Below are 21,937 nucleotides of genomic sequence, written 5' to 3'. Positions count from 1 at the left end.
AATATACCGAACAACGTTGTCTATATGAAGAACCAAATCCTTGCGGTAGACGTATATAAACGAAGCATGTAGGAGCGAAGCTTCTATCCCGTTGGTTGAGTCGTATACGTTTATTGGTATTGGGAGGCTGAAAGTGGAAAACAGCAAACGTCCTCAAATTGGCGTCAGTGCATGTTTGATGGGAGAGCAGGTCAGATTTGACGGCGGCCATAAGAAGTCTTCTCTGCTGACTGACCGGTTGCGAGATGTGTTTGACTTTCAGGCTTTCTGTCCAGAGGTGGCCATCGGCATGGGCATCCCTCGTCGTCCGATTCGCCTGATAGAACGGGATGGACAAGTGCGAGCGGTAGGTTCGAGAGATGCGGAGCTGGACGTTACAGACAAGTTGGCGTCTTACGCGGTGTCGCTGGAAGACAAAATTTCGCGTTTGGACGGTTATGTCTTTATGCAGAAGTCGCCGAGCTGCGGAGTCTTCAGAGTGAAACTATATAATGAAAGCAGTGACGCCGTTATTGGCGCCAGGGCGGGAATATTTGCAGAGAAAGTGATGCAGGCGCATCCCAATATGCCGATCGAGGAAGCTGGGCGGCTAAATGAGCCGGCGTTACTGGAAAACTTCGTGGTGCGAGTCTGTTGTTATCGCGAATGGAAAGATCAAGTACTGGCCTCTCCTTCACCGGAGAAGCTGCAGCTATTCCACCGCAGATATAAGTATTTGCTGATGGCGCATCATCCACAGGATCAAATTCTGTTAGGAAATATTGCCGCGCAAGCCAGATCGGCCTCGATGGAAGGGGCGCTTGAACAATACGAAACTGTTTTGATGCGCTGTCTGACTCATCGAGCGCAACGAAAGAATCACTTTCATGTGCTAACCAATATTTCCAAAGTGTTGCGCAAGACGATGAATGGCTGGCAGAAGCAGGAGTGGGACACCGTGTTGACGGATTACCGCCATGGCGTCATTCCATTGGTGGCCCCATTGACGCTGCTGAAACACTACTGCTCTGCGACGCAGGATGGATTTCTCGCTGAGCAGGTCTATCTGCAACCGTATCCTTCCCATTTAGGGTTGAGGAACGCTATTTGAGTGAAGCCTGTCAGGCTTGTTTTCCATGGGGAGGTTAGCGCCTCCCCGATGCTTCACGGCTTGCGGTAGAAGTGGGCGATGGTTTCGTCTTCAAACTTATGGAAGAAGTTGCTGACTTCGCCAATGCGAACATATTGAGGGCGCGTGCGTTCGGGATCTGAAGGCTTTTGCATGACTTTGATATCTTCGTAAGCCCCTTTGATTTTGGAAAAACGTGCTTTCAGCGCACAGCAGACGACCTGCTCCGGCTTTAAATCATGGCGTTCAGCTAGCATGATTTTGATAGATTCCTGATCAATGGTTTCCGTGCTCTCATGTGTGTGAAGATGATGAGGGCGAACTCGGTTTATCATCATTTGCGAGCAACTTTTCGGCTGCTTTCTGGCGAGCAGTCTGAATTGCTCCCAAAAGTAGTTATCCGTTAAGTAGCAGAACTCATTGATATCAGTGAGGCAGGACCTCACATACTCTCCCACGTCCGGTTGACCGATAACTTCCTCCATCGCCTGCCGCAACAGCCAGTCAAAGCCTATGGAAGTTTTGTGACCATAAACTTTGCGATACATCTGGTGGCGGGAGTAGACGAAATCTTCCAGCGCGCCCAGACCTTTCGGGGTGATGGCGAGGCCCATCCAGTTGGACTCCGGGTCCCAGCCTACATGAAGGTTCTTCAGCAAGTGATCAAGGTTGAAGCCGCCTATTGTCACTGAAGAGTGGAATCCATCTCGCAGCATGTAATCCGCACGATCAGCGTCAATTTCACCGGAGACAATCAGGCGCAGCAGGCGGACAATATGTCGCTCTGGCTGCTCGGGCGTTTCCGTCGAGCCACTGAGCAGCGGCCAGATTAACTCGGCATGCCGGGCGAACTCCGGTGTCACCGCGCCAGCAGTTGTTTCCATCAGCGCGCTGACGTCAAGGGCGGAAAAGGGCGATTTCTCGGCATTTTGAGAATGTAGGATTTCCCACGCGCAGCGAACGGAATAGTGCTCATGCTCCAGCTTATCCGGGGGCTCCGGATACAGAGCCGCCATGTCCATATCGCTGATATGGGCCTGGGCCCACAAACGTTGAAACGGTTCACTGGTTCCCAGCATGGCGGCGATGCTAGGGACTTTCGAAAACTGGTGAGAGAAACTACTATGCCCGCAATCGTGCAACAGGCACGCCAGTCGCGTTAGCTTATTGAAAAAATCAATCGACGCCAAGGGCAGGGAAGAGGATGCTTGAGTCATCCTGTGCCTGCGCATGCAGGACTCCATCAAGCCTCGGAACATTTTGTGTCCGACATGCATGACGCCGATGCTGTGAAGGAAGCGTGAGTGGGTGGCGCCTGGGAATACCAACGAAAGAATGTCGTTTTGACAAATGTGGCGTAAACGTTGGAATAGCGGGTGATCGATGACGCGAACTTCGTGCTCAAATAGCGTGATTGCGCCGTGTACGGGGTCCATTATGAGGCGATCTCTGACGCCCAGAAGATCGTATAAGAACTTATCCATGCTGAATTATTAAGAAATTGGATAGAGAGAAATGCGTATAAAATCTCATAGGGGCAATTAGTATGATAATTCTAATTTTTGACATTATGTTGCAAATGTATCTTGCAGGTCGAGCGGTTGTCCGCTAAAAACAAAGTAACGAGCTACAATAATATTCACTATGCCAGCTGTCGACCTACCCCAGTGTATAAAAATAGCTTAATAAGTAAGTGGCGCATGAGCCATGGCTGATCTAGAGGAAGCTCTTCTCATAATCGACTCCGACGAGGATGTATCCCGTCACATGAAGGAACACCTTACGTCCAGGGGGTTCCATGTGGTGCACTGCGCGTCGGTTAAGTGTTTTACGGATCTCAAAGCGCAGGTCACTCCCGACATCATCATTGGAGACCTCACTTCGGACGACATTAAGTCGTTGTATTCGCTGCTAAAAGACGTTCACCCCAGACCTCCCATTGTCATTCATAGCAAACGCGCTGGCGCGGAAGATATCTTGGGCGCTTTGCGCTCCGGCGCATCTGACTATATCGTCAAGCCTGTAGCGGATGTCGCGGTGTTGGATGAGGCCATTCAACGACAAATCGATCAAGTGCGCGTGTATCGCGAAAACCAGCAGTATCGATATGACCTTGAGCTGGCCAATAAAGAGCTGCGCGCAGGGTTGGAAGAATTGCAGGCGGATCAGCGCGCAGGTCGTCATGTGCAAATGAAAATGCTGCCTGAACGAGAAGTGGAGTACGGCGGCATACAGTTTGATCACTGCATCAAGCCGTCTCTATATCTCAGTGGCGACTTTTTTGATTATTTCCGCTTAAGCGGCGATAAGATTGCATTCTATTTCGCGGACGTTTCCGGTCACGGCGCTTCGTCCGCCTTCGTGACGGTGCTGCTTAAAAATTTGAGCAATCGACTGCAGCGTAATCTGCGTCGCCAGTCCAGCGATGACATATTGTACCCAGACCGCTTTTTGAAGCGGGTCAACGCCGAGTTATTGGATACGGATCTTGGCAAGCATCTCACGATGTTCGCCGGCGTCATTGATTTGCAAACCCGGGTGTTGAGCTATTCCATGGGCGCTCATTTCCCCATGCCAGTGATGTCCGTGAACGGCGTCAGTCGTTATCTGGACGGCAAGGGCCCGCCCGTTGGCTTATTTGATGATCCGGTTTACCCCTTGTACGAAGAGCCGCTGGCGCCGGGATTCTCCCTTGTTATCTGCTCTGATGGCCTGCTTGAGGTGATTAATGCCAAATCACTCGCAGAAAAGGAGCAAGCATTGCTTGAAACCGTGCAGGAGGCGCGTCACACTATACCTGAACTGGAAAAAGCGTTCGGGTTGAGGTGGATTACCGAATTGCCCGATGACATAGCAATCGTGTCTATTATGGAAACGACGGTGTAATTGATGTCAGGGTATAAAATACTCCAGGCGGAAAAGCAGGGTGTTTACGTACTGAAGTTTATCGGAGAGATCCGACTGAATTTATGTTCCACATTGGATCATTTGATTGACGAGATGAAAGAGGATCAGTCTTTCATTACGGTGGTCATTGATCTTACAGAGACGAGTATTGTCGACAGTACGACGCTCGGGCTCCTCGCAAAGATTGGGATTTTCGCCAAAAAGCACCGCAAAATTTTACCCACTATCGTCTCCACCAACGAGGATATTACTCGCTTGGTGTTGTCGATGGGGTTTGATCAGCTGTTCATTATTGTTGAAAAAGCCGCCACGGACATTGAGCACCTCTCGGTAATTCCGATTCTGCTGGCCTCAGAGCAGGAAGTGCGTGAGAAAGTTCTCGCTGCGCACAAAGTTCTGATGGAGCTGAATGAGAGCAATCGAGCCGCCTTCAAAGATCTGGTGCAGGCATTGGAGTGTGATCAAGGGCCTGCATCCTCCGTATCATACTGATTCCTATAAATATTGACGCGAGGGCGTTGCCGATAAGCGCCCTTAGTCTCATCAATACCTTCCAAAGTATCTCTTCTCGGACTGTCATATCATTTTTGTATAAGCATTTATAGCTGCGCTTTCATCATGCTGCCTGTGCGCTATCTTTTTATGGTGGGATGAGTGATGTCGTAAAGGGCGGTGGCATATGTTTTCTAAAACTGAAAAGTGTTAGAAAACTTCCACTTGGACGCTTACACTGGCGTTAAATGACAACCTAAACACAGTTAGTTCTATGGAAAAATCACAAAAAGTCGCTGTTCTCGGCGGCGGCAGCTTTGGTACTGCACTGGCGAATATTGCGGCGGGTAACGGCTACCCCACGGTTCTGTGGATGCGAGACCAAGAGCGCGCTGCGGAAATGAGCAAGACAGGGGAGAACGCCCGATATCTTCCCGGAGTAAAGCTGAACGAAAATCTAATTTGTACGTCCGACATGGAAGAGGCGGTGGCGAACAGCGACTTGGTCTTGGTGTCCGTGCCGAGCAAATCCTTCGGCGATGTAGTGCGGGATGCTAAGCAGTACGCTAAACCCGGACAATTCTGGCTGAGTACGACCAAGGGAATTGATGAGAAAGGTTTCAAGCTGATGAGCGATATCCTGCGGGAAGAATTGACCGAGCAGGAAATTGGCGTAATCAGTGGCCCCAACCTGGCGAAGGAGATTGGGCAGGAAAGCCTGGCCGCCACTGTGGTCGCCAGCAACAGCGAGCCAGTAAGGACTCTGGTGCAGGATGTCCTGAGCTGTCGTTATTTTCGTGTTTACGCCAATGTGGACATGTATGGCGTAGAGCTGGGCGGCGCATTGAAAAACATATATGCGATCATCGCGGGACTGGCCTCCGCGCTGGAGCTTGGCGAAAACACCAAGGCAATGCTGATTACGCGCAGTCTCGCGGAGATGAGCCGCTTTGCGGTATTCATGGGCGCCAATCCGATGACCTTCCTGGGGTTGGCTGGCGTAGGCGACTTAGTGGTGACCTGTAGCTCGCCTCTCAGTCGCAACTATCGCGTTGGGTTCGCTCTGGGTAAAGGCGAGAAGCTGGAGGATACCGTAGCGGCGCTGGGGGAAGTGGCGGAAGGCGTCAATACCACGCGTCTGGTGCGGGACAAATCCCGTGAGCTGGGTGTGGAGATGCCTTTGGTGGAGGGGCTTTATAAGATTATTTATGAGCATTTCCCCATTAAACAGGTGGTTTCCCAGCTTATGCTACGGGAGCAAAACAGTGATGTTGAGTTTGTATTGCCGCGCTCGGAAGCCAATTGAGGGATTCTTTCATGCGAACCTGTTTTCTTATGCGTCACGGTGAAGCGGAAATGCGAGCGCCCTCGGACAGTCTGCGCGAGTTGACTGCCTATGGCCGCACGCGTACGCGAGAAGTCGCGGAGCGACTGGCAAGTCATCATGACGGCGAGTTGATCCTATTACACAGCCCTTATGTGCGTGCTACCCAGACTGCTGAAATAGTGGGGGAGGTACTTTCCCGAATCACGTCGGTGCATGTTATGGAATTGGCGACTCCAGATGATGACCCCAGAGCGTGCCTAGCGGCATTGGAGTCTTTCGCGAGTCAGAATCTGATTCTGGTTACTCATATGCCGCTGGTGGCGGCGCTTGCTGCGTTGCTGGAGCATGGCGGGACTTTCCCTTCCACAGGGTTCCAGACCAGCGAAATTCGTGAATACGAAATGCCGGTCTGGGGGCTGGGATGTGCGATGGAAAAAAGCCGAATTTATTGAGCTAGCAGCTCTTTCAGCACCTGAGCGGCAGTTTCCAGATCTTTCTTCCTGGTATAGAAATGAGGGGAGAAACGAATGCCGCCGCCACGGGATGCGCAAATAACGTTTTTATCCATCAGCTGCTGGTGAAGCTCAGGCATACTGCGTCCCTGGATAGTAAAGGTAAGGATGCCGGCGCAACGATCTGTATCGTTGGGCGTAATGAACTCGATGCCGTCGATGTCAGATAACAGCGCTTTCAGTGTGACGACGTTGGCGCTGATTTTTCCGTAAACTTCTTCAATACCCACTTCCGCCAGCAACGCCAGACTGGCTTCCAGGGCGAAAATTCCCAGCATGTTAGGGCTGCCGCACTCGAAGCGGGTGGCGTTGGGCGCAGGTTCCCAGGTGTCTTTGCTGTAGTCGCCCCGGTCTTTCACCATGTGCCAGCCGTATTGAGTAAGTTGCAGGCTTTCAAGGCGCTGTTTGTTAACGTAAAAAACGCCAAGTCCTTCCGGTCCTAACATCCACTTATGGCCGTCCGCCATTAAGAAATCGATATTGTCCCGCTGTACGTCGGTGGGGCAAACTCCCAGGCTTTGAATGGCGTCTACGCAGAACAGGATGTTTCTGTGCTTCAGCTCCGCGCCCAGAGAGGTCAGCTCCATCTTCAGACCTGTGCCGTATTGCACGGAACTGATGGATACGAGACGCGTCTTGTCAGAAAGGGCGATTAGTACGGCCTGTTCTGGCGTTTCGGCTTGCATCAGTTTGGCTTGCACAACGCGGACGCCAAATTTTTCCTGCAGGGATTCCCATACAATGCGATTGGAGGGGAACTCTTGATCGGAAATCACCACTTCATCGCCTGCTTTCCAGTCCAGGCCATAGGCAACGAAAGACAGCGCTTCAGAGGTGTTTTTGACTAGAGCGATTTCGTTGATGCTTTCGGCGTTTACCAAGTCTTTGAGCAACAAACGCAAAGAACGCTCTTTCTTAAGCCACTCTGGATAGTGGGTGGCGCCGGTCTTAAGGTTTTCCCTGGCGAAGGTTTCGATGGCGGCTACGGCGCGCGAAGGCCAGGGGGCGACTGCTGCGTGGTTAAGGTAGGTGATGGACTCGTCCAGAGGAAATTCATCGGCGACCAGACGGTCAAAAGAGGCGTTGTCTAAAGGCATGGGTAATATCCGCGTTTTGTCGCCGTAGCGGCGACGTTTATTCCGTTATAATGGGCGTCTTTAAAGTGAGGACTCTAGTATGGGGGCTATCCCGATTCAATACGTAGAACCTGTTTTCAGGCCCCCCAGTGAGGCGGGGGCGCTGATATTGCAGGTCACCAACGGTTGTTCCTGGAATAATTGTGTCTTTTGCGAAATGTACACTTCTGAGCAGAAAAAATTCAAAGCAAAGCAAGAAGATATCGTACTCCAGGAAATTATCAAAGTAGCCCAAACTGCGCCTCATGTACGCAGAGTTTTCCTTGCTGACGGCGACGCCATGGTGCTGTCGACCCGTCGTCTGAAGCAGATACTACAGTGGCTGAATCAATACTTTCCTGATTTGCAGCGAGTGTCTTCTTACTGTCTGCCAAGGAATATCAAGAAAAAGAGCGTGGAGGAACTGGCTGAATTAAAAGCGCTTGGCCTGGATTTGTTATACGTCGGCGCGGAATCAGGCGACGATTTGGTCCTGGCCAAAGTTATGAAAGGCGAAACCCGGGAAAGCACAGTCGACGCCTTACTGAAAATAAAGCAAGCGGGGCTGCGTAGTTCGGTAATGATATTAAATGGCTTGGGCGGACGTCGTTATGCGGAGCAACATGCTCTCAACAGCGCCAGATTGGTGAATGAAGCGCAGCCCGATTACCTCTCCACGTTAGTCGTTTCCTTTCCGCTGGGGGAAGCGCGGCTGCGGGCGAGCTTCGATGACTTTGATATGCCGACTCAGCAAGAGTTGTTCAGAGAAGTCAGGACCTTTCTCGCCGCTACCGAACTGAACAAGACCATCTTTCGCAGCGACCATGCCTCCAACTATCTAGTGCTTAAAGGCGTGCTCGGAAAAGACAAAGAGAAGTTGCTGCAACAGGTGGATATAGCTATTAATCATCCAGGGCAGATACGCCTGCGTCAGGAGTGGCAGCGTGGCCTGTAATATTCCGGTATTAACGGGCGTTATATGGATGCAAGCAGGAGTTCAATTTTGAGTGATCAACATTCCCCAATACGTTCCGCTGTGGAACTGTCTGAGCAATTAGCTGCGATCTCCGGCGTCAAGCGGCCTCCAGTTGAGTCCTGGAATCCTACGGTGGAGGTTGGCGTTGATATCAAAATTCACCGTGACGGCAAGTGGTTCTACCAGGGCAATCCTATTGAGCGTACGGCGTTGGTCAAGCTATTCGCAAGCGTCCTCAGGAAAGAGGGGGATGATTACTTTCTGGTCACGCCAGTGGAAAAAGCCAGAATAGAAGTGGAAGACGCCCCTTTTGTCATCACGGCAATGGAGCGTTATAAAAACGACGCGGACCAGCCTTGCATCATGCTCACAACCAATCTGGACGAAAGCGTCTTGGTTTCCGCAGAGCGCCCAATCAGAGTACATATTGACCCTGTCACCGAAGAACCATCCCCCTACGTTCTAATCCGCTCGGGAATGGAGGCGTTAATTGGACGTAACGTGTTTTACCAGCTGGCTGATTTGGCTGAAGAGCGTGTTATTGATGGTGTGGCGGCGTATGGGGTGGAGAGTGCTGGGGAGTTTTTCCGGCTCGGGTAAGTTTGTGTAACAACATGTAGAATTTTGATAAATAGCACGTTACCGAAACCTTAACGAATTTTAATTACAGTTGCCTTCTGATATATTTCGCGCCGGTTAGGTGTCTGGGGTAAATTCCGCTAAAGGGAGTTAGCCATCAAGACTGCATATTGCTGTCAGCGGTGTCTTTACAGGGGACGTAATGTTTAAATTCTATTCATGTCTTTCGGCGACGCCTTTCATTCGCCTGTTTCTTTCCTCTATATTTCCGCTAATTTTTGTTCTGTCCCCAAACGCCCATTCAGAGGAGCGCTCTGGCGCATGTCGTTTGGAGCAAGAGTATCTCGATAATGCGCCGCCCTATAATGTGTCAGAGTTATCCGAGGACTATTCGTGTTTTGTCGATGTTGATGCGGTAGATCTCAATAGAGTTACCGTTGTAGATACCCGCAGCGCCAATGATTTCGAGAGAGCTTTTGTACCTGGCTCCATTAACCTTCCGGGTAACTTCCTTTTTCACCAGAGCACTCTGAAAAACAGATCTTTATTGCTGGTTAATAAAGGCGTATTGACTCGTCAAAATGCGCAGCTCTGCGCCCGTCTTAAAGAAGCCGGATTTATTGATGTCAAAATCGTGCGTGGAGGCCTGCATGCTTGGCGGCTATCGGGGAATAAACTTGCCGGCTTGCCTGAGGATATTGCTGCCTTGTCAAAGCTAACAGAGATTGAGTTTGTTGTAGCTCTAACTGGCGGCGATGCCAAGTTGATAGTCGGACAGTCGTGGTACGACCGTGTACGTCGCTATGTGCCTGAAAATATCCCCGTGCTGCCTATTGCAGGAGATAAGAGCTTTGCTATGGCCTTGGCTAAAGCGCTTGGAGGCGATGAAGTATCGCGCAATCTGCCTGTAATTATGCTCGAAGGGACATTGGAAGAGTACGCAGAAAGCCAATACCGCAATCTGTATAGGTATGAAGCCAGTCCAGAAGCCATTGAGCGGCATTTTGAAAGCCTGGCGAAAGTTCAGGAAAAAAGGCGCTCAATCCCTGACCGATACCGTTGCCGAGGCGGAGAGTAGTCCCAAAGGAAGCACAAAATATATGACGCCAATACGATTTATAGCAGTCGTAATATTTCCTGTCGCGTTGACCCTGTGCTTAGGCTTGGGCGCCTGGAACGGGGTGAATTTATACAGGCAAGTAACCGCGCACATGGCGAGTCTTTCTTCGCCTACTAAAAAGTTGATTCGATATCAGTTTGCGGTCAAGAACAAAGGGCGAGCATTCGCAAGAGACATATCTATTAATATATTTTCGCCAGTTAGTGATTATCCAATGCAACGTCTGGACGCATTGAGCGGACCCAATGGGTATGAAGAAACAACTGATGCTATTTCAAATAAAACACTTATTTATAAAATAGATCAACTGGCCTCATATGAAGCCAGAAATATCACTATTAACGCAGAGCTAACTATGCTGCCCTTAGCGTCTATCACAGTAGATCCTAAGTTGTGGCTAAAGAATGAGAGATACATAGAGGTTGATAGTCCCGAAGTTCGTGAAGTTGCAAAACTCTTTGAAGATATCCCTTTGGAGCGTCAACCCAAAGCGGTTTTTGAATGGCTGGCGCAGCACCTGAAACCGTCGGACTACATAAAAGAAGAGAAGGGAGCTGCGTGGGCGCTGGCGAATAAGACCGGCGATTGTACTGAATATGCATATGCCTATATCGCCATTTTACGTAAGTTAGGTATTCCCGCTATTCCGCTAGGCGGCTTTATCGTCTCCCGACCCGCCACAGTTATATCGGGTGTCGACTATCACAATTGGACTTTATTTCATGATGGTCACCGCTGGCGTCTTGCAGATCCTCTTAATGGCGTTTTTGACCAGCAGGAAGAAGATTATGTTGCTTTCAGAATTTTAGGTGAAAGCGCAAATGGTGAACCATTAGGACGAAACCGCTTTTCAGTAGATGACGAGAATGTTGTTATTGAAATGCAATGAATAGACGACGGCCAAGTTAACTGAGTCTTGTTTATATAAAAGAGTTTTTTGAGCTTTCAAATCATGCATCCAAGTAGTAGAGCTGTAGAGGATAAGATGGGAATTAGTACGGAAACCCTACTAAATGTAATTAAAAGAAGCCTATCGGCAGTACTGATTTTGGGGGCTTCTATCATTTACGCCGCCCCATCTTCTGGCTCGCCTCAAAGCGCTTCATATGAAGCTGCGGTGTTGGCAGATTCTCCTATTGCATATTGGAGACTAAACGAAACATCAGAGCAAAATATCGCCGAAGACAAAAGCGGCAATGGACATCAGGCGAAAGTAGAAGGAAACCTGCCTTTAGAGTCAGGGATTCTCTCTAGTGACTCTGCTAAGTCATTTTCAAGCGGTGGACTGTCCGTTCCAAATCATCCCTCATTTGCAGTGGAGCAGCTTACCTTAGAAGCTTGGTTGAAGCCATATAGGGCTGGAACGGATGGGAGTTCCTCTTTTCTATTTTCACACGGCGGCAGCAACTATAACTGGGGGCTGTATGAAAGCAAAAACAGAAGCTATTGTCTGTATGTGCGTATAGGTGTTGTTAAATCTGTATGCGTGACTCAAGAGGAAGTGCCAACAAATAGTTGGAGTCACTTGGTCGGTACTTATAACGGTTCGTCCTTGATTTTATATTTAAACGGTCATGAAAAAGCTCGGCTGGATATTTCTGGCGTCCCTACGAATACACCGGGTGTAATTCAGTTTAGTAACTGGTCAGGCTATCGTTTTGAAGGTGCTCTCGACGAAGTTGCAATATATGACCATGCTCTTAATGAGAGCACTATTAAGAGGCACTACCAACTTATTAGCTTGCCGGCATTAAAAGAAAGTGTGTATAGAAAAGTAGTTTCTGGTAGTAATCCGGTTAGCTATTGGGAACTTCCTGAAATGGACGGAAAGGTAATCGACCTCGTCGGAGATATAAATGGGGTTGCTACTCAATCAACCCAGCTAACTCAGGGGGTTTCTGGCGCAGATCATGCTGCTTCGTATTTTGACTATCAACTGTCTCAAAGAATTGTTGTCCCTCATAACCCTAACCATAACCTGAAAGAGTTCTCTGTCGAAGCCTGGGTTAAACCAGAAGTTACTGGCGCGTATCGAGGCATCATCACAAAGATGATGAATGGAAACGGCTACCCAGGAATGGCGTTGAGGGTAGATGGCGCTACTGGAACCAAGTTTCAATTTGCTATTAATTCGTCCAGGGGACTAATCTGGGCGACTGCGCCTAACACCTTCGAGTTGGGTGAGTGGTATCACTTGGTTGGCAGATACAAAGATGGCGTCGGCGCAAGCTTATATGTTAACGGCGAGCTCGTTGATAGCACAGCCGCAAATGAAGGCACACTTATAGTCACACCATCTGTACCTTTGGTTATAGGTACGCACTATAACTACAACTTTACACATCTTAACTTTGGCGGGGTTATTGATAGCGCTGTTTTTTACTCTCATCTCCTTTCTGAAAGAGAAATTAAAGCGCATTACGATGCTGCTTTAACAGGAATTGAACCACAATCTAAGCCCGCGAAGATAGTGGGCGCATCTATACCGGACAAATCTACACTGACAGAAAGGTCTGACATAGAAATATATTTCGAGTCGCCAATCGATGAATCATCATTTGCGCAAGATGATGTTCGGCTGACGAAGGATGGTAGTGAGCAGAGAATCAAAGTAAAGAAGCTTGATGATGTGAAGTATGCTTTAGAGGTTGTTGGAGGAATTGCGCATCGGGCTCACTACGTTTTGGAGGTTGGGCCGAATATTTCCTCTGGAAATGTCATAGGCTTAGATCAAGATGGCGATGCTTTGTACGGAGAAGTAGGTGATGACGTATTTAAATTGTCATTTGATACTTTCTTTGCGGATTTTGTTATAACTGATGAAGCAACTATCGGGGATGGCGCCTCCGAATACGAAGACAAAAATATACTCATTGATAGTGGATTGCTAACGATCTCCGGTGATCATAACTTTAGCGATATTTTACTTGTGAATGGAGGGAAAATTGTAACCCCAGATAGAGCAAAAGCGTCGCTTAATTTGAGCTATTTATCGATTGATAAAAGCTCATCTATTGATGTAAGTGGTAAGGGCGCGGCGCCAGATTCTGAGGTGCGAGCGTACTGTGGCGGTAGCTATGGCGGGGAAGGCGGAAGTCATGACTGGTTGCCAAATAAAAATGTGTTTGGAGATTATCGTCGCCCACATGACCTGGGAATTGGGGGGGCTGGAAACAACGATGCTAGCTTTTCAACAGGTGGTGGAGCGATAAAGGTAATCGTCGATCGTTTAGAGCTAGATGGGAAGATTCTGGCGAATGGTTCTGGTGGCGAAAATCGCATGGGGGCAGGAAGCGGTGGTTCTGTGTGGATTGAAGCTGGCGTTATTGTTGGAAGTGGCTCTATCGCCGCAAATGGTGGTAATAGAGTTAATACTACTGAAGGCGGTGGCGGTGGCGGTGGCCGTATTGCTATTTATTACAACGAGCTAGAATCTTTTGATATTAACGCTCAAGTGGAAACCCTAGGCGGTAAGCGTGTGCATGGAAGTTACGAAAGCGGAGCCGCGGGCACTATATACGTGCGCAATCGTCTAACAGGTGACGATAAGCTTATTATTGATAGCCGAGGAATGGATGACCCAAATGTTGCTCGAACTGGCCTAAGCGGCTCATATCCAACGCCCGTAGAAATTTATAACGCGAGAATAAAGATAATGGAAGCAACCTTCTCAAAGGTTGTCGCATTTAATACTCACGTTGCCCAAAAGGGGGATGTAAATGCAGAAAGCATTTTTCTACATAATGGCGTGTGGCAGCAGTCAGGAAATAAGCTAGGTATTACTGAGGACTATAGTTTTGACGGTGGTGGCTTTGACAGTAAAGGAGAACTATCTCTTCCCAATAATAAACTTGTAGTTGATAACTATATATTAACTGTATATGGCGACCAAAATTGGAGCTCAGTTATCTTAAAAAATGCTGGCGTTCTTACGATAGGTAGCACATTAGCTCCTCCTACTCATGCACTACGAATTTCTGCTTCATCTATTATTATAGAAAAAGGCGCCACCCTGGATGTAAGTAAGAAAGGAAATTACCCCGACGCTGAGATATGTAAGTATTGTGGGGGGAGTTATGGCGGTATTGGCGGCAGTACTAATGGACAGTTAAACAAACAGGTTTATGGTGACTATCGTCAACCTGTTGAGTCAGGTACAGGCGGTTTGGGGGCAAACGAGAGCTCTCGTTCACGAGGTGGCGGTGCTGTAATAATTAAGACAGATAATTTACAGCTTGACGGAGTTATCTCGGCAAACGGCGAAAATCTGAAGCAGTCTAATTCTAATGTTGGAGGTGGAAGCGGGGGCTCCATACTATTGGACGTAGGCGTGCTGTCAGGCAATGGGCTTTTGCAAGCTAATGGAGGCGAGAGCCCTGCGGGAGGGGGCGGAGCCGGCGGCCGAATTGCGATTTACTATTCGATGAAAGAGGCTTTTGATTTTGCTTCCCAAGTGAGAGTGGCGGGAGGAAAATCGGGACTTGCTGCATATGCTGACGGACAGAACGGCTCCGTATACACGGAACAAAAACACATAAATACCTATGTTACTGGCTTATCTGTGACTGATTATGTCGCTGATAAAGTGCAGGAAATTACGCTGTCGTTTGTCAATGAAATTGACCCTGCTTCGTTTTCTATCGATGACATTTTGCTGGTTGATAATGGCTCTCCTGTTTCCATCTTTGCTTTGGAGCAAATAAATGGAGTGCAATACCGCATTCGTTTGTCGACCCCCTTGGAAGATGGAACATATCGCTTAACGGTCGGCCCGGATATCAAGACAAAAGATGGTCTCGGCATGGACCAGAACCAAAATGGCGTACCCAATGAAGCAGATGATGCATTTGTTGCTTCTTTTGTTGTAGATACTGAAAAACCTGCTGCGCCAACTGTAACGTCGCACAATGTTTCGATACCTGTATTGGTAAATACCCGGATCGTTAATCTCAGTGGAGTGAAAGAGCCAGGGACAAGCATATGGCTCAACGGCAAGAAAGTATCAGGACAGGATAATGTAAATTGGACTATCTCCAATATTGCGCTCCAGGAGGGAGATAACCAACTGTTACTGAAAGTTGGCGATCTTGCAGGTAACTTTTCTGATGAATTCATGCTGGCGATCAATGTAGACAGCCACGCCCCAGAAGTTCTGACGATGACGCCCTTGGGAATCATCAACAGTAGTGACAATTCCATTCGCGTCAAGGCGGAGGATGTTGGCGCCAGTGGGCTCTCATTGAAAGGAGCGTCAGTCGCTGCTTATAGAAATGGCTTGGCGGTAGCGGGGCAACTCGCCTTGTCGTCTGGAGAATACACGTTTACAGCAACCGCGCCGTTGCTTGAAGGTAGTTATAAGGTTGTCGTCAAGGTCGCTGATACTCGTGGGAACATCTCCGCTCCCAAGGAGTATACGTTCATCCTTGATTCGACCAAGCCAGCATCACCACAGCTTGAGGCTTTCCCTGATGTCACTGATGTCAATGCGTATCGCTTTAAAGGCACAAGAGAGAAAAACTCAGGTGTATGGGTAAATGGCGTTCAGAAGCTCGCCAGTGAAGACAAAACTACCTTTGATCTGCTCTTGGACCTTGAGCGTGGTGATAATAGATTTGAGTTTGTCGTTATTGACGCTGCTGGCAACGCCAGCGTTCCCACCATCGCCAAAATTCGTTTTGATGATACTGCCCCAGGGCAGGTCACGTACACTGTAGACGGAAAAGGCGACGGAACGGAGGCGGCGCTGGATTGGACCGTTTACGACGAATTCGCCAACGGTAATGACATTGCTGCTTACCATATTTACGTATCAGGCTCGAACTTCTCTGATATCGCAGGAATGACCCCGGCGGCGTCAACCTCATCTGGCGCCAAGACATTCAAACTCGCCGGCCTGATGCGTGGCGCGACAGTTTATGTGGCTGTTGTGGCGGAGGATGCGGCAGGTCTGAAGAGAACGGCTGTAACCGCTCAGGCAGTTACGCCTGAAGATATTGTCAAACCAGAACCTGTCTCTGAATTACGGGCGCTTTCCGCATCAACTTCCATCGATCTGTCCTGGGCGCAACATGTTAACGCCGCTGGTGATTTGGCGGGTTACAGAGTCTATGTGAACAAGGCGGGGAGCGAAGAGGTTAAAGATATTCCGCTGGCCTCAGCGAACATTTCCGATGGACGTGTGGGCTTTACAGTCGAAGGCTTACAAGCAGCTACTGCGAACCCGATTCGCATTACGGCTTATGATCTTGCTGGCAATGAGTCCGCTGCTGTATCTAATCCTGGCGTAACGCTGCTGGCTAACCCAGCTGGCGTGACGACTGATCCGTTAAGCGGTCAGTTGAAGGTAAGTTGGCAAGCCTCCCAGCCTGCCAATCTGGTAAAGGAATATCGTATCTATGCGCAAGACGCTGCATTCTCCAGTGTTGCAGGCATGGCTCCCAAAACAACCGTCAGTGGCAGCGCGCTCACACGGAACATTGCAGGTCTATCTAACGGTGTGACCTATTACGTGGCCGTGACGGCTGTGAACCTCTCCGGCGGTGAAGAAACGCAAGTGGCTGCTGTGACAGGCAAGCCGGAAGAAGATAACGTTGGCCCTGAGATTGCATCTGTCGAATTTGTCAGTGCGAATGGTTCCGCGCAGCTGAGCGGCTCTACGTTGGCGATGGATGGGAAGGTCGTTGTAAAAGCCAATGATCCTGCCGGCGTCAGTCGAGTTGAATTTGAGAAGGATGGCGAGAGCTGGGGAATGGATCTAAACGCTGATCCTGATTTCGAGCGTGCCTGGTTGCTGGCGGGAGAGACTGACGGCGCTCACACGATCAGTGTGTCCGTCTATGACAATCTCAATAATGTCACTCAGATCAAAAATATTCCTGTCAGCGTTGATTTGGCCGCGCCGTTGGCCCCACAGTTGACCGCGCCGCTCAGCGGCGTCACCACCAACAAGGTTGAAGTCGATGTGGCGGGAACTGCAACTGCAAATACTTTGGTTCAGTTGTTCGTGAACGGTGAAGCGCAAGGAGAAACGTACAGTGTTGAGGAAGCGGGCGTGTTCTCTGGCGTGGTGTCCTTGCAGAATGGCGTGAATGTGATCACCGCCAAGGCGACCTACGTTGGGCGTACCAAAGTGAGCGCCGCCAGCGAATCTCTGTCCGTGACTCTGGACGACACGCTACCGAACGCGCCGCAAAGTTTGTCTGCGGTTGGAAAAGCGCTGGGTAAAGTGGCGCTGGGATGGATGCCGGTCAATGACCCCAGAGTGAAAGGGTATAACCTGTATCGTTCTACCGATTCATTTAGCACGATTGCTGAAGCTGGCGCGCCGGTAAATCAGAAGCTGATTACCGGAACCAGTTATACGGATGTTCCTTTCACCGATGGCGTTTATTTCTATCGCGTAGCCAGCGTCAATGAGCTGGGTAGCCTGAGTGAGCTATCCGAAGTCGTAGACGTAAAAGCTGACAGTGAAGCGCCAAAGGCGGTCAAAGTCGAATATATGGCGTACGGCGCCAGGGATGAAGCAAGCGGCCGATTTGGGTCTGGCCTGGTGGATCTGGCCGTGACTTTCGATGAGCCTCTGCGTAATCCCCCTTACTTTGCGCTGGCGATGGAAAATGCCTTGCCGCTGACAGTCGAGTTGGAGCGGGATTTTGATGATGAGCTTTTATACCGCGGCCAGTTTGAAATCGAAGCGACTACGCCTGCTGGTGTGGTGACTCCTGTGCTGGCGGCGTTTGATAGTGTCGGCAATCGTGGATCACTAGTGGTAAGCGGTAGCGATCTGCGCATTGATACGCAAGGGCCGGATGTCCGTACTTTGACAGTCAACCCCGCTGCGCCGATTCGTAACGATGATCCGGCCGGCAAAGAAGTTGAAGTTGTCCTAACCCTGGCGGATGACGTCAATCCAGGAGAGGAGCCGAAGCTCGTTCCGTTTATTGAGGAAAATGGCGCGCCAACGGTTATTGCTGATTACCAGGACGGCATTACGCTGAGCAAAGACGGCTCTTCCCAGGAAGGGCGCCCAGTCTATGTTGGGCGCATGCGATTGCCGTTGACGGCGGGGCAGGATCAGGATGGGCAGCCCAACGCGGAACAACTCGGCTTTTTACTTTCCGCCCAGGATGATCTGGGTAACCCCGCTAAGCCTGTGCCAGCGCATATACGCTTCCAGGTCTATCAAGGAGAGTTGCCTCCGTTGGGCGCGCCGGATCAGTTGACGGGCAAAGCCTTACCTGGCGGACGAGTCGCCTTGAACTGGAGTCTGGTGGGCAGTGCGGCGGGGTATACGTTGTATCGTAAAGCTCCCGGCGAGGCCGAACTGTCAGAATGGAAGCGATTCGACGACGTATTGACGGATAGCTACATCGACGGCGAACCGACGCCTTTAGTTGATGGCGAATATCAATACGCCATCGCCTCTCTACGAAGTGAAAACGGGCAGACAACAGCCAGCGCCCCCGGCGTCCCAGTGTCGATTAACTCCGATGCGACGGCGCCAACGGCGCCTGCCAGCCTGCAAGCCAGACTGAGCGGTTCTGGCGTATATCTGCAATGGCAAGCGCCTGCAGGGGATGGCCTGCGTTACAACGTCTATCGACTGAACCTGCCGGAAACGGCGGAGGATATTGATCTCTCTGACGTTGCAGCGCTTCAGGAAAATCTCCCGAAAGAGGTCGCGTTGGATAGCAAGCCTTCAGAAACTGAACACCTGTATATGGTGACGGCGGTGGATAGCGCAGGTAATGAGTCTGCTCCTTCCAACACCCAGTATGTAAATGCAGATTTGCTGCCTGTTAATCAATTGAGCGTGTTGCTGGAAAACTACAGCCGTCCGGTGGTCAACTGGAGCCACAATGGCGCCAGTATCGCTGGATACGATATTTACGTTGGCGATGACGCAGATCGCGTCAAGCTCAATGCTGATCTGCTGACTAACGCGGATTATGAAGATCTGGGTTACAACGCGGGTGAGTTCAGCTCCGGCTCGGTGGAAGAGCGCTTCTACACTGTCGTGGCGAAAGACAACCAAGGCAAGGAAAGCATTGGCCATAGCCTGTTGCTGCCCGCGCTGAGCGTTGATTTGAAGCCTGCTGATGAGTCTGAAAACAGCGTTGAGCCGATCAAACGTGGCGTCATGAATCGAGTGTTGCTCCGCGTCGCCAATAGCGGTGTGACCAAGGTTGAACGCGCGCGTTTGAAAGTGACGGTGAACGTCGCGGGAGCCGCCAAGTCTCACTACTCGGACTACTTCGCTGTTGAACCGGGAAGCTTCTCCGACGTAGGCGTTGTCATCGGCGGATACCAATCACTGGATGCGTTTGCGGATCTCGATATCAGCATTCTGTGGTCGCCACAGGCGGGTGAGAACGTAGAGATTCGTCAGTGGCGCCAGGTAGCCGTTGGCCAGTCCGCGCTGGTGGCCACTCTGGAGACACTGAACTTCGTTCGCGGCGCAACTGGAAAAGCACGTTTCAGACTGGAAAATGTCAGCGATGTGGAGTCTGAGATTCTCATGGCGGCGAACAGCGGTAAGAGCGACTCGCCAGACATTCGCTTTATCCTTGAGGACTTCGCCGGCAACGTGTATGGCGCGACCTCTATCAAGCAAGTGACTGGAGATGTCGTCACCACCACGGACCGCTCCACAGTAGCGCGTATTCCTGCGGGCGGCGAGTACGTCACGGAATACTTCGACGTGCCTGTGTCGTCTTCTGTCCCGGAGTCAGCGTTGCTGCGTCTGGAGATTGACAAGCTGCACTACCAGGTTGGCCGCGATACGCATGTTGCGATCGCTGGTACACGCGCGTCTCAAGTAGTGACGTTACAGGAGACGCCTTATTACGGTGAGCTGACGTCTGTAGAGCCCGCCAAAGCGTTCGCTGGTGAAACCGTGACAATCAAGGGACGTGCGATTGATCGCGCCAGCAATGAACCGATGGCCAACGCCATATTGACGGTGGCGATGAAGGTGCGCGGGTTTGAGCGCCAATACGCTGCATTTACGGATGTGCAAGGCCAGTTCGAGTTCACCTACACGCCGACCATCAATGATACAGGAGAGTATGTGGTTTCCATTGTCCATCCGGATAAATTGGATCGTCCGGAACACAGCCGTTTCATTGTAGAGGGCGCATCTGTGGCACCGGCCATATACAAGGTGTCTGTGCCCAGAAACTATGAATATGGCATGGACGTGCGCGTCAAAGCCGGTTTCAGTACGCAGTTGACCAATGTGCGTTTGGAGTGGGTGGCGGAGCTGGATGAAGACGGTCAGCCGAAACCAATGGCGGATGGACTGCAAGTCAGCAGTTCCACGCTGGAGGCTATCGCGCCGAATACTACGGGTTATCTCAAACTGAAGCTGACGGGCGATAATCTGGCTCCAGAAAATGGACGTCTTTACTTCAAGGTTATGACGGACAACCAGGAGCAGCCTTTGGCGTTGCTGACGGTGCAATATTATCTGTCAGCGGCGGCGCCGTTGGCGAAGGTATCGCCAAGCTACATCACATCTGGCGTCAAGCTGGGAGATGAGCAAGGGGAAACCTTTAAGGTAACCAACGGCGGCCTGGAAACATTGACCAATGCACGCCTGTCTCTGGTGGATCAATACGATGCGCCAGCTCCTGAGTGGGTGCGTATCGTTGGCGATCGCAGTCTGGGGAATATTGCGGTGAATGAGTCGCACACTATCCAGTTGGCGTTCCGTCCCGATGCGACTGTGCCTAAAGGCGACTACCGCTTTAAGGTGTTGATCCAGGGCGATAATTTGCCGACCCAGCCTTACATTGTAGATGTGGCGGTGACGGACTCCACCATCGGCGGCGTGCATTTCCATACTTCGGATATATACACCGCCACCAAGGCTGAAAACGGCGGCCTGATTCCAGGTTTGGCGAAAGTACGCATTTCGCTGCAAAACGAAGACGTGCTCAGCGAAACCTATGAAATCTACACCGATGAGTTTGGCGATGGCTTCCTGGAGAACCTCTCCACCGGCTCTTATACCTATCGGGCCAGCGCGTTCGATCATGACAGCGTGAGCGGACGAATCTGGGTGCGTTCGGGCGCGGTGACCAGCGAAGAAGTGTTCCTGATGAACAAACTGATCTCGGTGGAGTTCTCCGTGCGTGAAATCACCCTGGAAGACCGTTACGAAGTGGTGTTGAACGCCACCTACGAAACCAACGTCCCGGCCCCAGTTGTCTTGTTCGAACCCATGTCGGTCAACCTGCCGATGATGAAGAAAGGTGAGGTGTTCCAGGGCGAGTTCAGTTTGACGAACTATGGCTTGGTCGCGGCGGAAGATGTGAAGTCAAATCTGACCAAGGGCGATAGCTTTGCGCGTTTCGAATACTTCGGAGAGATTCCTGACACCTTATTCCCGGGACAAGTAGTTGTTGTGCCTTATCGCATCATCGCGCTTCAGGACTTTGATCCCAGCGCCGACGGCGACGCCAGCGGCGCCGGATGTGCGAACCATAATTACAACTCGGATATAAGTTTCTCCTCTCCTTGCGCCAACGGGAATGTGGCGAAAGGAAATGCAGGTATAAACCATAATGCGGCGGGGGGCTCATCATGCAGCAGTTCTGGAGGAGGAGGGCTGGGACTTGGCGGCGGAACTTTGTCTAGTTCGTTCGGAGGTTTGGGGTCAGGGGTTACTGCATCTCCTGCACCTACAAAATCTCAAGGAATTGGAGGGAGTTTCTGTCCAGGCGCAGATGCGGGAGGCGGAGGTCAGTGCTCTTCAGGTAGTGCAGGTGAAGGCGGTGGTAACTAGAAGGATGTTGGAA

The 21,937-nt window shown here is 50.5% G+C and carries 12 protein-coding genes; 10 read left to right on the top strand and 2 right to left on the bottom strand.

All coding sequences use genetic code 11. The features are described from left to right. Positions 1–133: 133 nt before the first annotated feature. Complete coding sequence (locus ACQYWX_RS18210) at positions 134–1,090, top strand: DUF1722 domain-containing protein (protein WP_431685864.1); 957 nt, start codon at positions 134–136, stop codon at positions 1,088–1,090. A gap of 53 nt (positions 1,091–1,143) precedes the next feature. Here the strand turns inward: ACQYWX_RS18210 and ACQYWX_RS18205 are convergent, their stop codons facing one another. Beyond that, complete coding sequence (locus tag ACQYWX_RS18205) at positions 1,144–2,592, bottom strand: HD domain-containing protein (protein ID WP_431685863.1); 1,449 nt, start codon at positions 2,590–2,592, stop codon at positions 1,144–1,146. A gap of 223 nt (positions 2,593–2,815) precedes the next feature. Here ACQYWX_RS18205 and ACQYWX_RS18200 point away from each other — a divergent pair, with 223 nt between their 5' ends. The 4 genes from ACQYWX_RS18200 (at position 2,816) to sixA (ending at position 6,286) form a co-directional block, all read left to right on the top strand. Then, a complete protein-coding gene (locus ACQYWX_RS18200; RefSeq protein WP_216739186.1) occupies positions 2,816–3,994 on the top strand; it encodes a SpoIIE family protein phosphatase in 1,179 nt (392 codons plus the stop codon). Between the two features lie 3 nt (positions 3,995–3,997). Beyond that, entirely contained in the window at positions 3,998–4,507 is a 510-nt protein-coding gene (locus ACQYWX_RS18195; RefSeq protein ID WP_431685862.1) for an STAS domain-containing protein, read from the top strand. Positions 4,508–4,781: 274 nt separating this feature from the next. Beyond that, positions 4,782–5,813 (top strand): NAD(P)H-dependent glycerol-3-phosphate dehydrogenase, encoded by a 1,032-nt coding sequence (locus ACQYWX_RS18190; protein WP_431685861.1) that lies wholly within the window; start codon positions 4,782–4,784, stop codon positions 5,811–5,813. Positions 5,814–5,824: 11 nt separating this feature from the next. Continuing rightward, complete coding sequence (sixA, locus tag ACQYWX_RS18185; protein ID WP_431685860.1) at positions 5,825–6,286, top strand: phosphohistidine phosphatase SixA; 462 nt, start codon at positions 5,825–5,827, stop codon at positions 6,284–6,286. On the opposite strand, the gene ACQYWX_RS18180 is transcribed toward sixA, so the two are convergent. Further along, positions 6,280–7,443, bottom strand: a complete 1,164-nt coding sequence (locus ACQYWX_RS18180; protein WP_431685859.1) for an aminotransferase class V-fold PLP-dependent enzyme — start codon at positions 7,441–7,443, stop codon at positions 6,280–6,282. The genes sixA and ACQYWX_RS18180 overlap by 7 nt on opposite strands. 79 nt (positions 7,444–7,522) lie before the next feature. On the opposite strand from ACQYWX_RS18180, the gene ACQYWX_RS18175 reads away from it, so the two are divergent. The 5 genes from ACQYWX_RS18175 (at position 7,523) to ACQYWX_RS18155 (ending at position 21,924) form a co-directional block, all read left to right on the top strand. Continuing rightward, on the top strand, positions 7,523–8,416 hold the full coding sequence (locus ACQYWX_RS18175; protein WP_431685858.1) for a radical SAM protein: 894 nt from the start codon (positions 7,523–7,525) through the stop codon (positions 8,414–8,416). A 48-nt stretch (positions 8,417–8,464) separates the two neighbouring features. Further along, on the top strand, positions 8,465–9,037 hold the full coding sequence (locus ACQYWX_RS18170; RefSeq protein ID WP_431685857.1) for a DUF1285 domain-containing protein: 573 nt from the start codon (positions 8,465–8,467) through the stop codon (positions 9,035–9,037). Positions 9,038–9,218: 181 nt separating this feature from the next. Further along, positions 9,219–10,094 (top strand): rhodanese-like domain-containing protein, encoded by an 876-nt coding sequence (locus ACQYWX_RS18165; protein WP_431685856.1) that lies wholly within the window; start codon positions 9,219–9,221, stop codon positions 10,092–10,094. 133 nt (positions 10,095–10,227) lie between these two features. Further along, positions 10,228–11,025, top strand: coding sequence for a transglutaminase-like domain-containing protein (locus ACQYWX_RS18160; protein ID WP_431685855.1), 798 nt, complete (start codon positions 10,228–10,230; stop codon positions 11,023–11,025). Positions 11,026–11,121: 96 nt separating this feature from the next. Further along, on the top strand, positions 11,122–21,924 hold the full coding sequence (locus tag ACQYWX_RS18155; protein ID WP_431685854.1) for a LamG-like jellyroll fold domain-containing protein: 10,803 nt from the start codon (positions 11,122–11,124) through the stop codon (positions 21,922–21,924). Positions 21,925–21,937: the final 13 nt, after the last annotated feature.

It is taken from the genome of Hahella sp. NBU794, from assembly GCF_050749805.1.
In the GTDB taxonomy this organism is placed as follows: Bacteria; Pseudomonadota; Gammaproteobacteria; order Pseudomonadales; family Oleiphilaceae; genus Hahella.
This window is presented reverse-complemented; position numbering and strand designations above follow the sequence as displayed.

Bases quoted from the DNA above. Each gene is read 5' to 3' on its own strand.
- ACQYWX_RS18165 (WP_431685856.1), top strand. From the start codon at position 9,219: ATGTTTAAATTCTATTCATGTCTTTCGGCGACGCCTTTCATTCGCCTG.
- ACQYWX_RS18160 (WP_431685855.1), top strand. From the start codon at position 10,228: ATGGCGAGTCTTTCTTCGCCTACTAAAAAGTTGATTCGATATCAGTTT.
- ACQYWX_RS18190 (WP_431685861.1), top strand. From the start codon at position 4,782: ATGGAAAAATCACAAAAAGTCGCTGTTCTCGGCGGCGGCAGCTTTGGT.
- sixA (WP_431685860.1), top strand. From the start codon at position 5,825: ATGCGAACCTGTTTTCTTATGCGTCACGGTGAAGCGGAAATGCGAGCG.
- ACQYWX_RS18175 (WP_431685858.1), top strand. From the start codon at position 7,523: ATGGGGGCTATCCCGATTCAATACGTAGAACCTGTTTTCAGGCCCCCC.
- ACQYWX_RS18155 (WP_431685854.1), top strand. From the start codon at position 11,122: ATGGGAATTAGTACGGAAACCCTACTAAATGTAATTAAAAGAAGCCTA.
- ACQYWX_RS18205 (WP_431685863.1), bottom strand. From the start codon at position 2,592: ATGGATAAGTTCTTATACGATCTTCTGGGCGTCAGAGATCGCCTCATA.
- ACQYWX_RS18180 (WP_431685859.1), bottom strand. From the start codon at position 7,443: ATGCCTTTAGACAACGCCTCTTTTGACCGTCTGGTCGCCGATGAATTT.
- ACQYWX_RS18195 (WP_431685862.1), top strand. From the start codon at position 3,998: ATGTCAGGGTATAAAATACTCCAGGCGGAAAAGCAGGGTGTTTACGTA.
- ACQYWX_RS18200 (WP_216739186.1), top strand. From the start codon at position 2,816: ATGGCTGATCTAGAGGAAGCTCTTCTCATAATCGACTCCGACGAGGAT.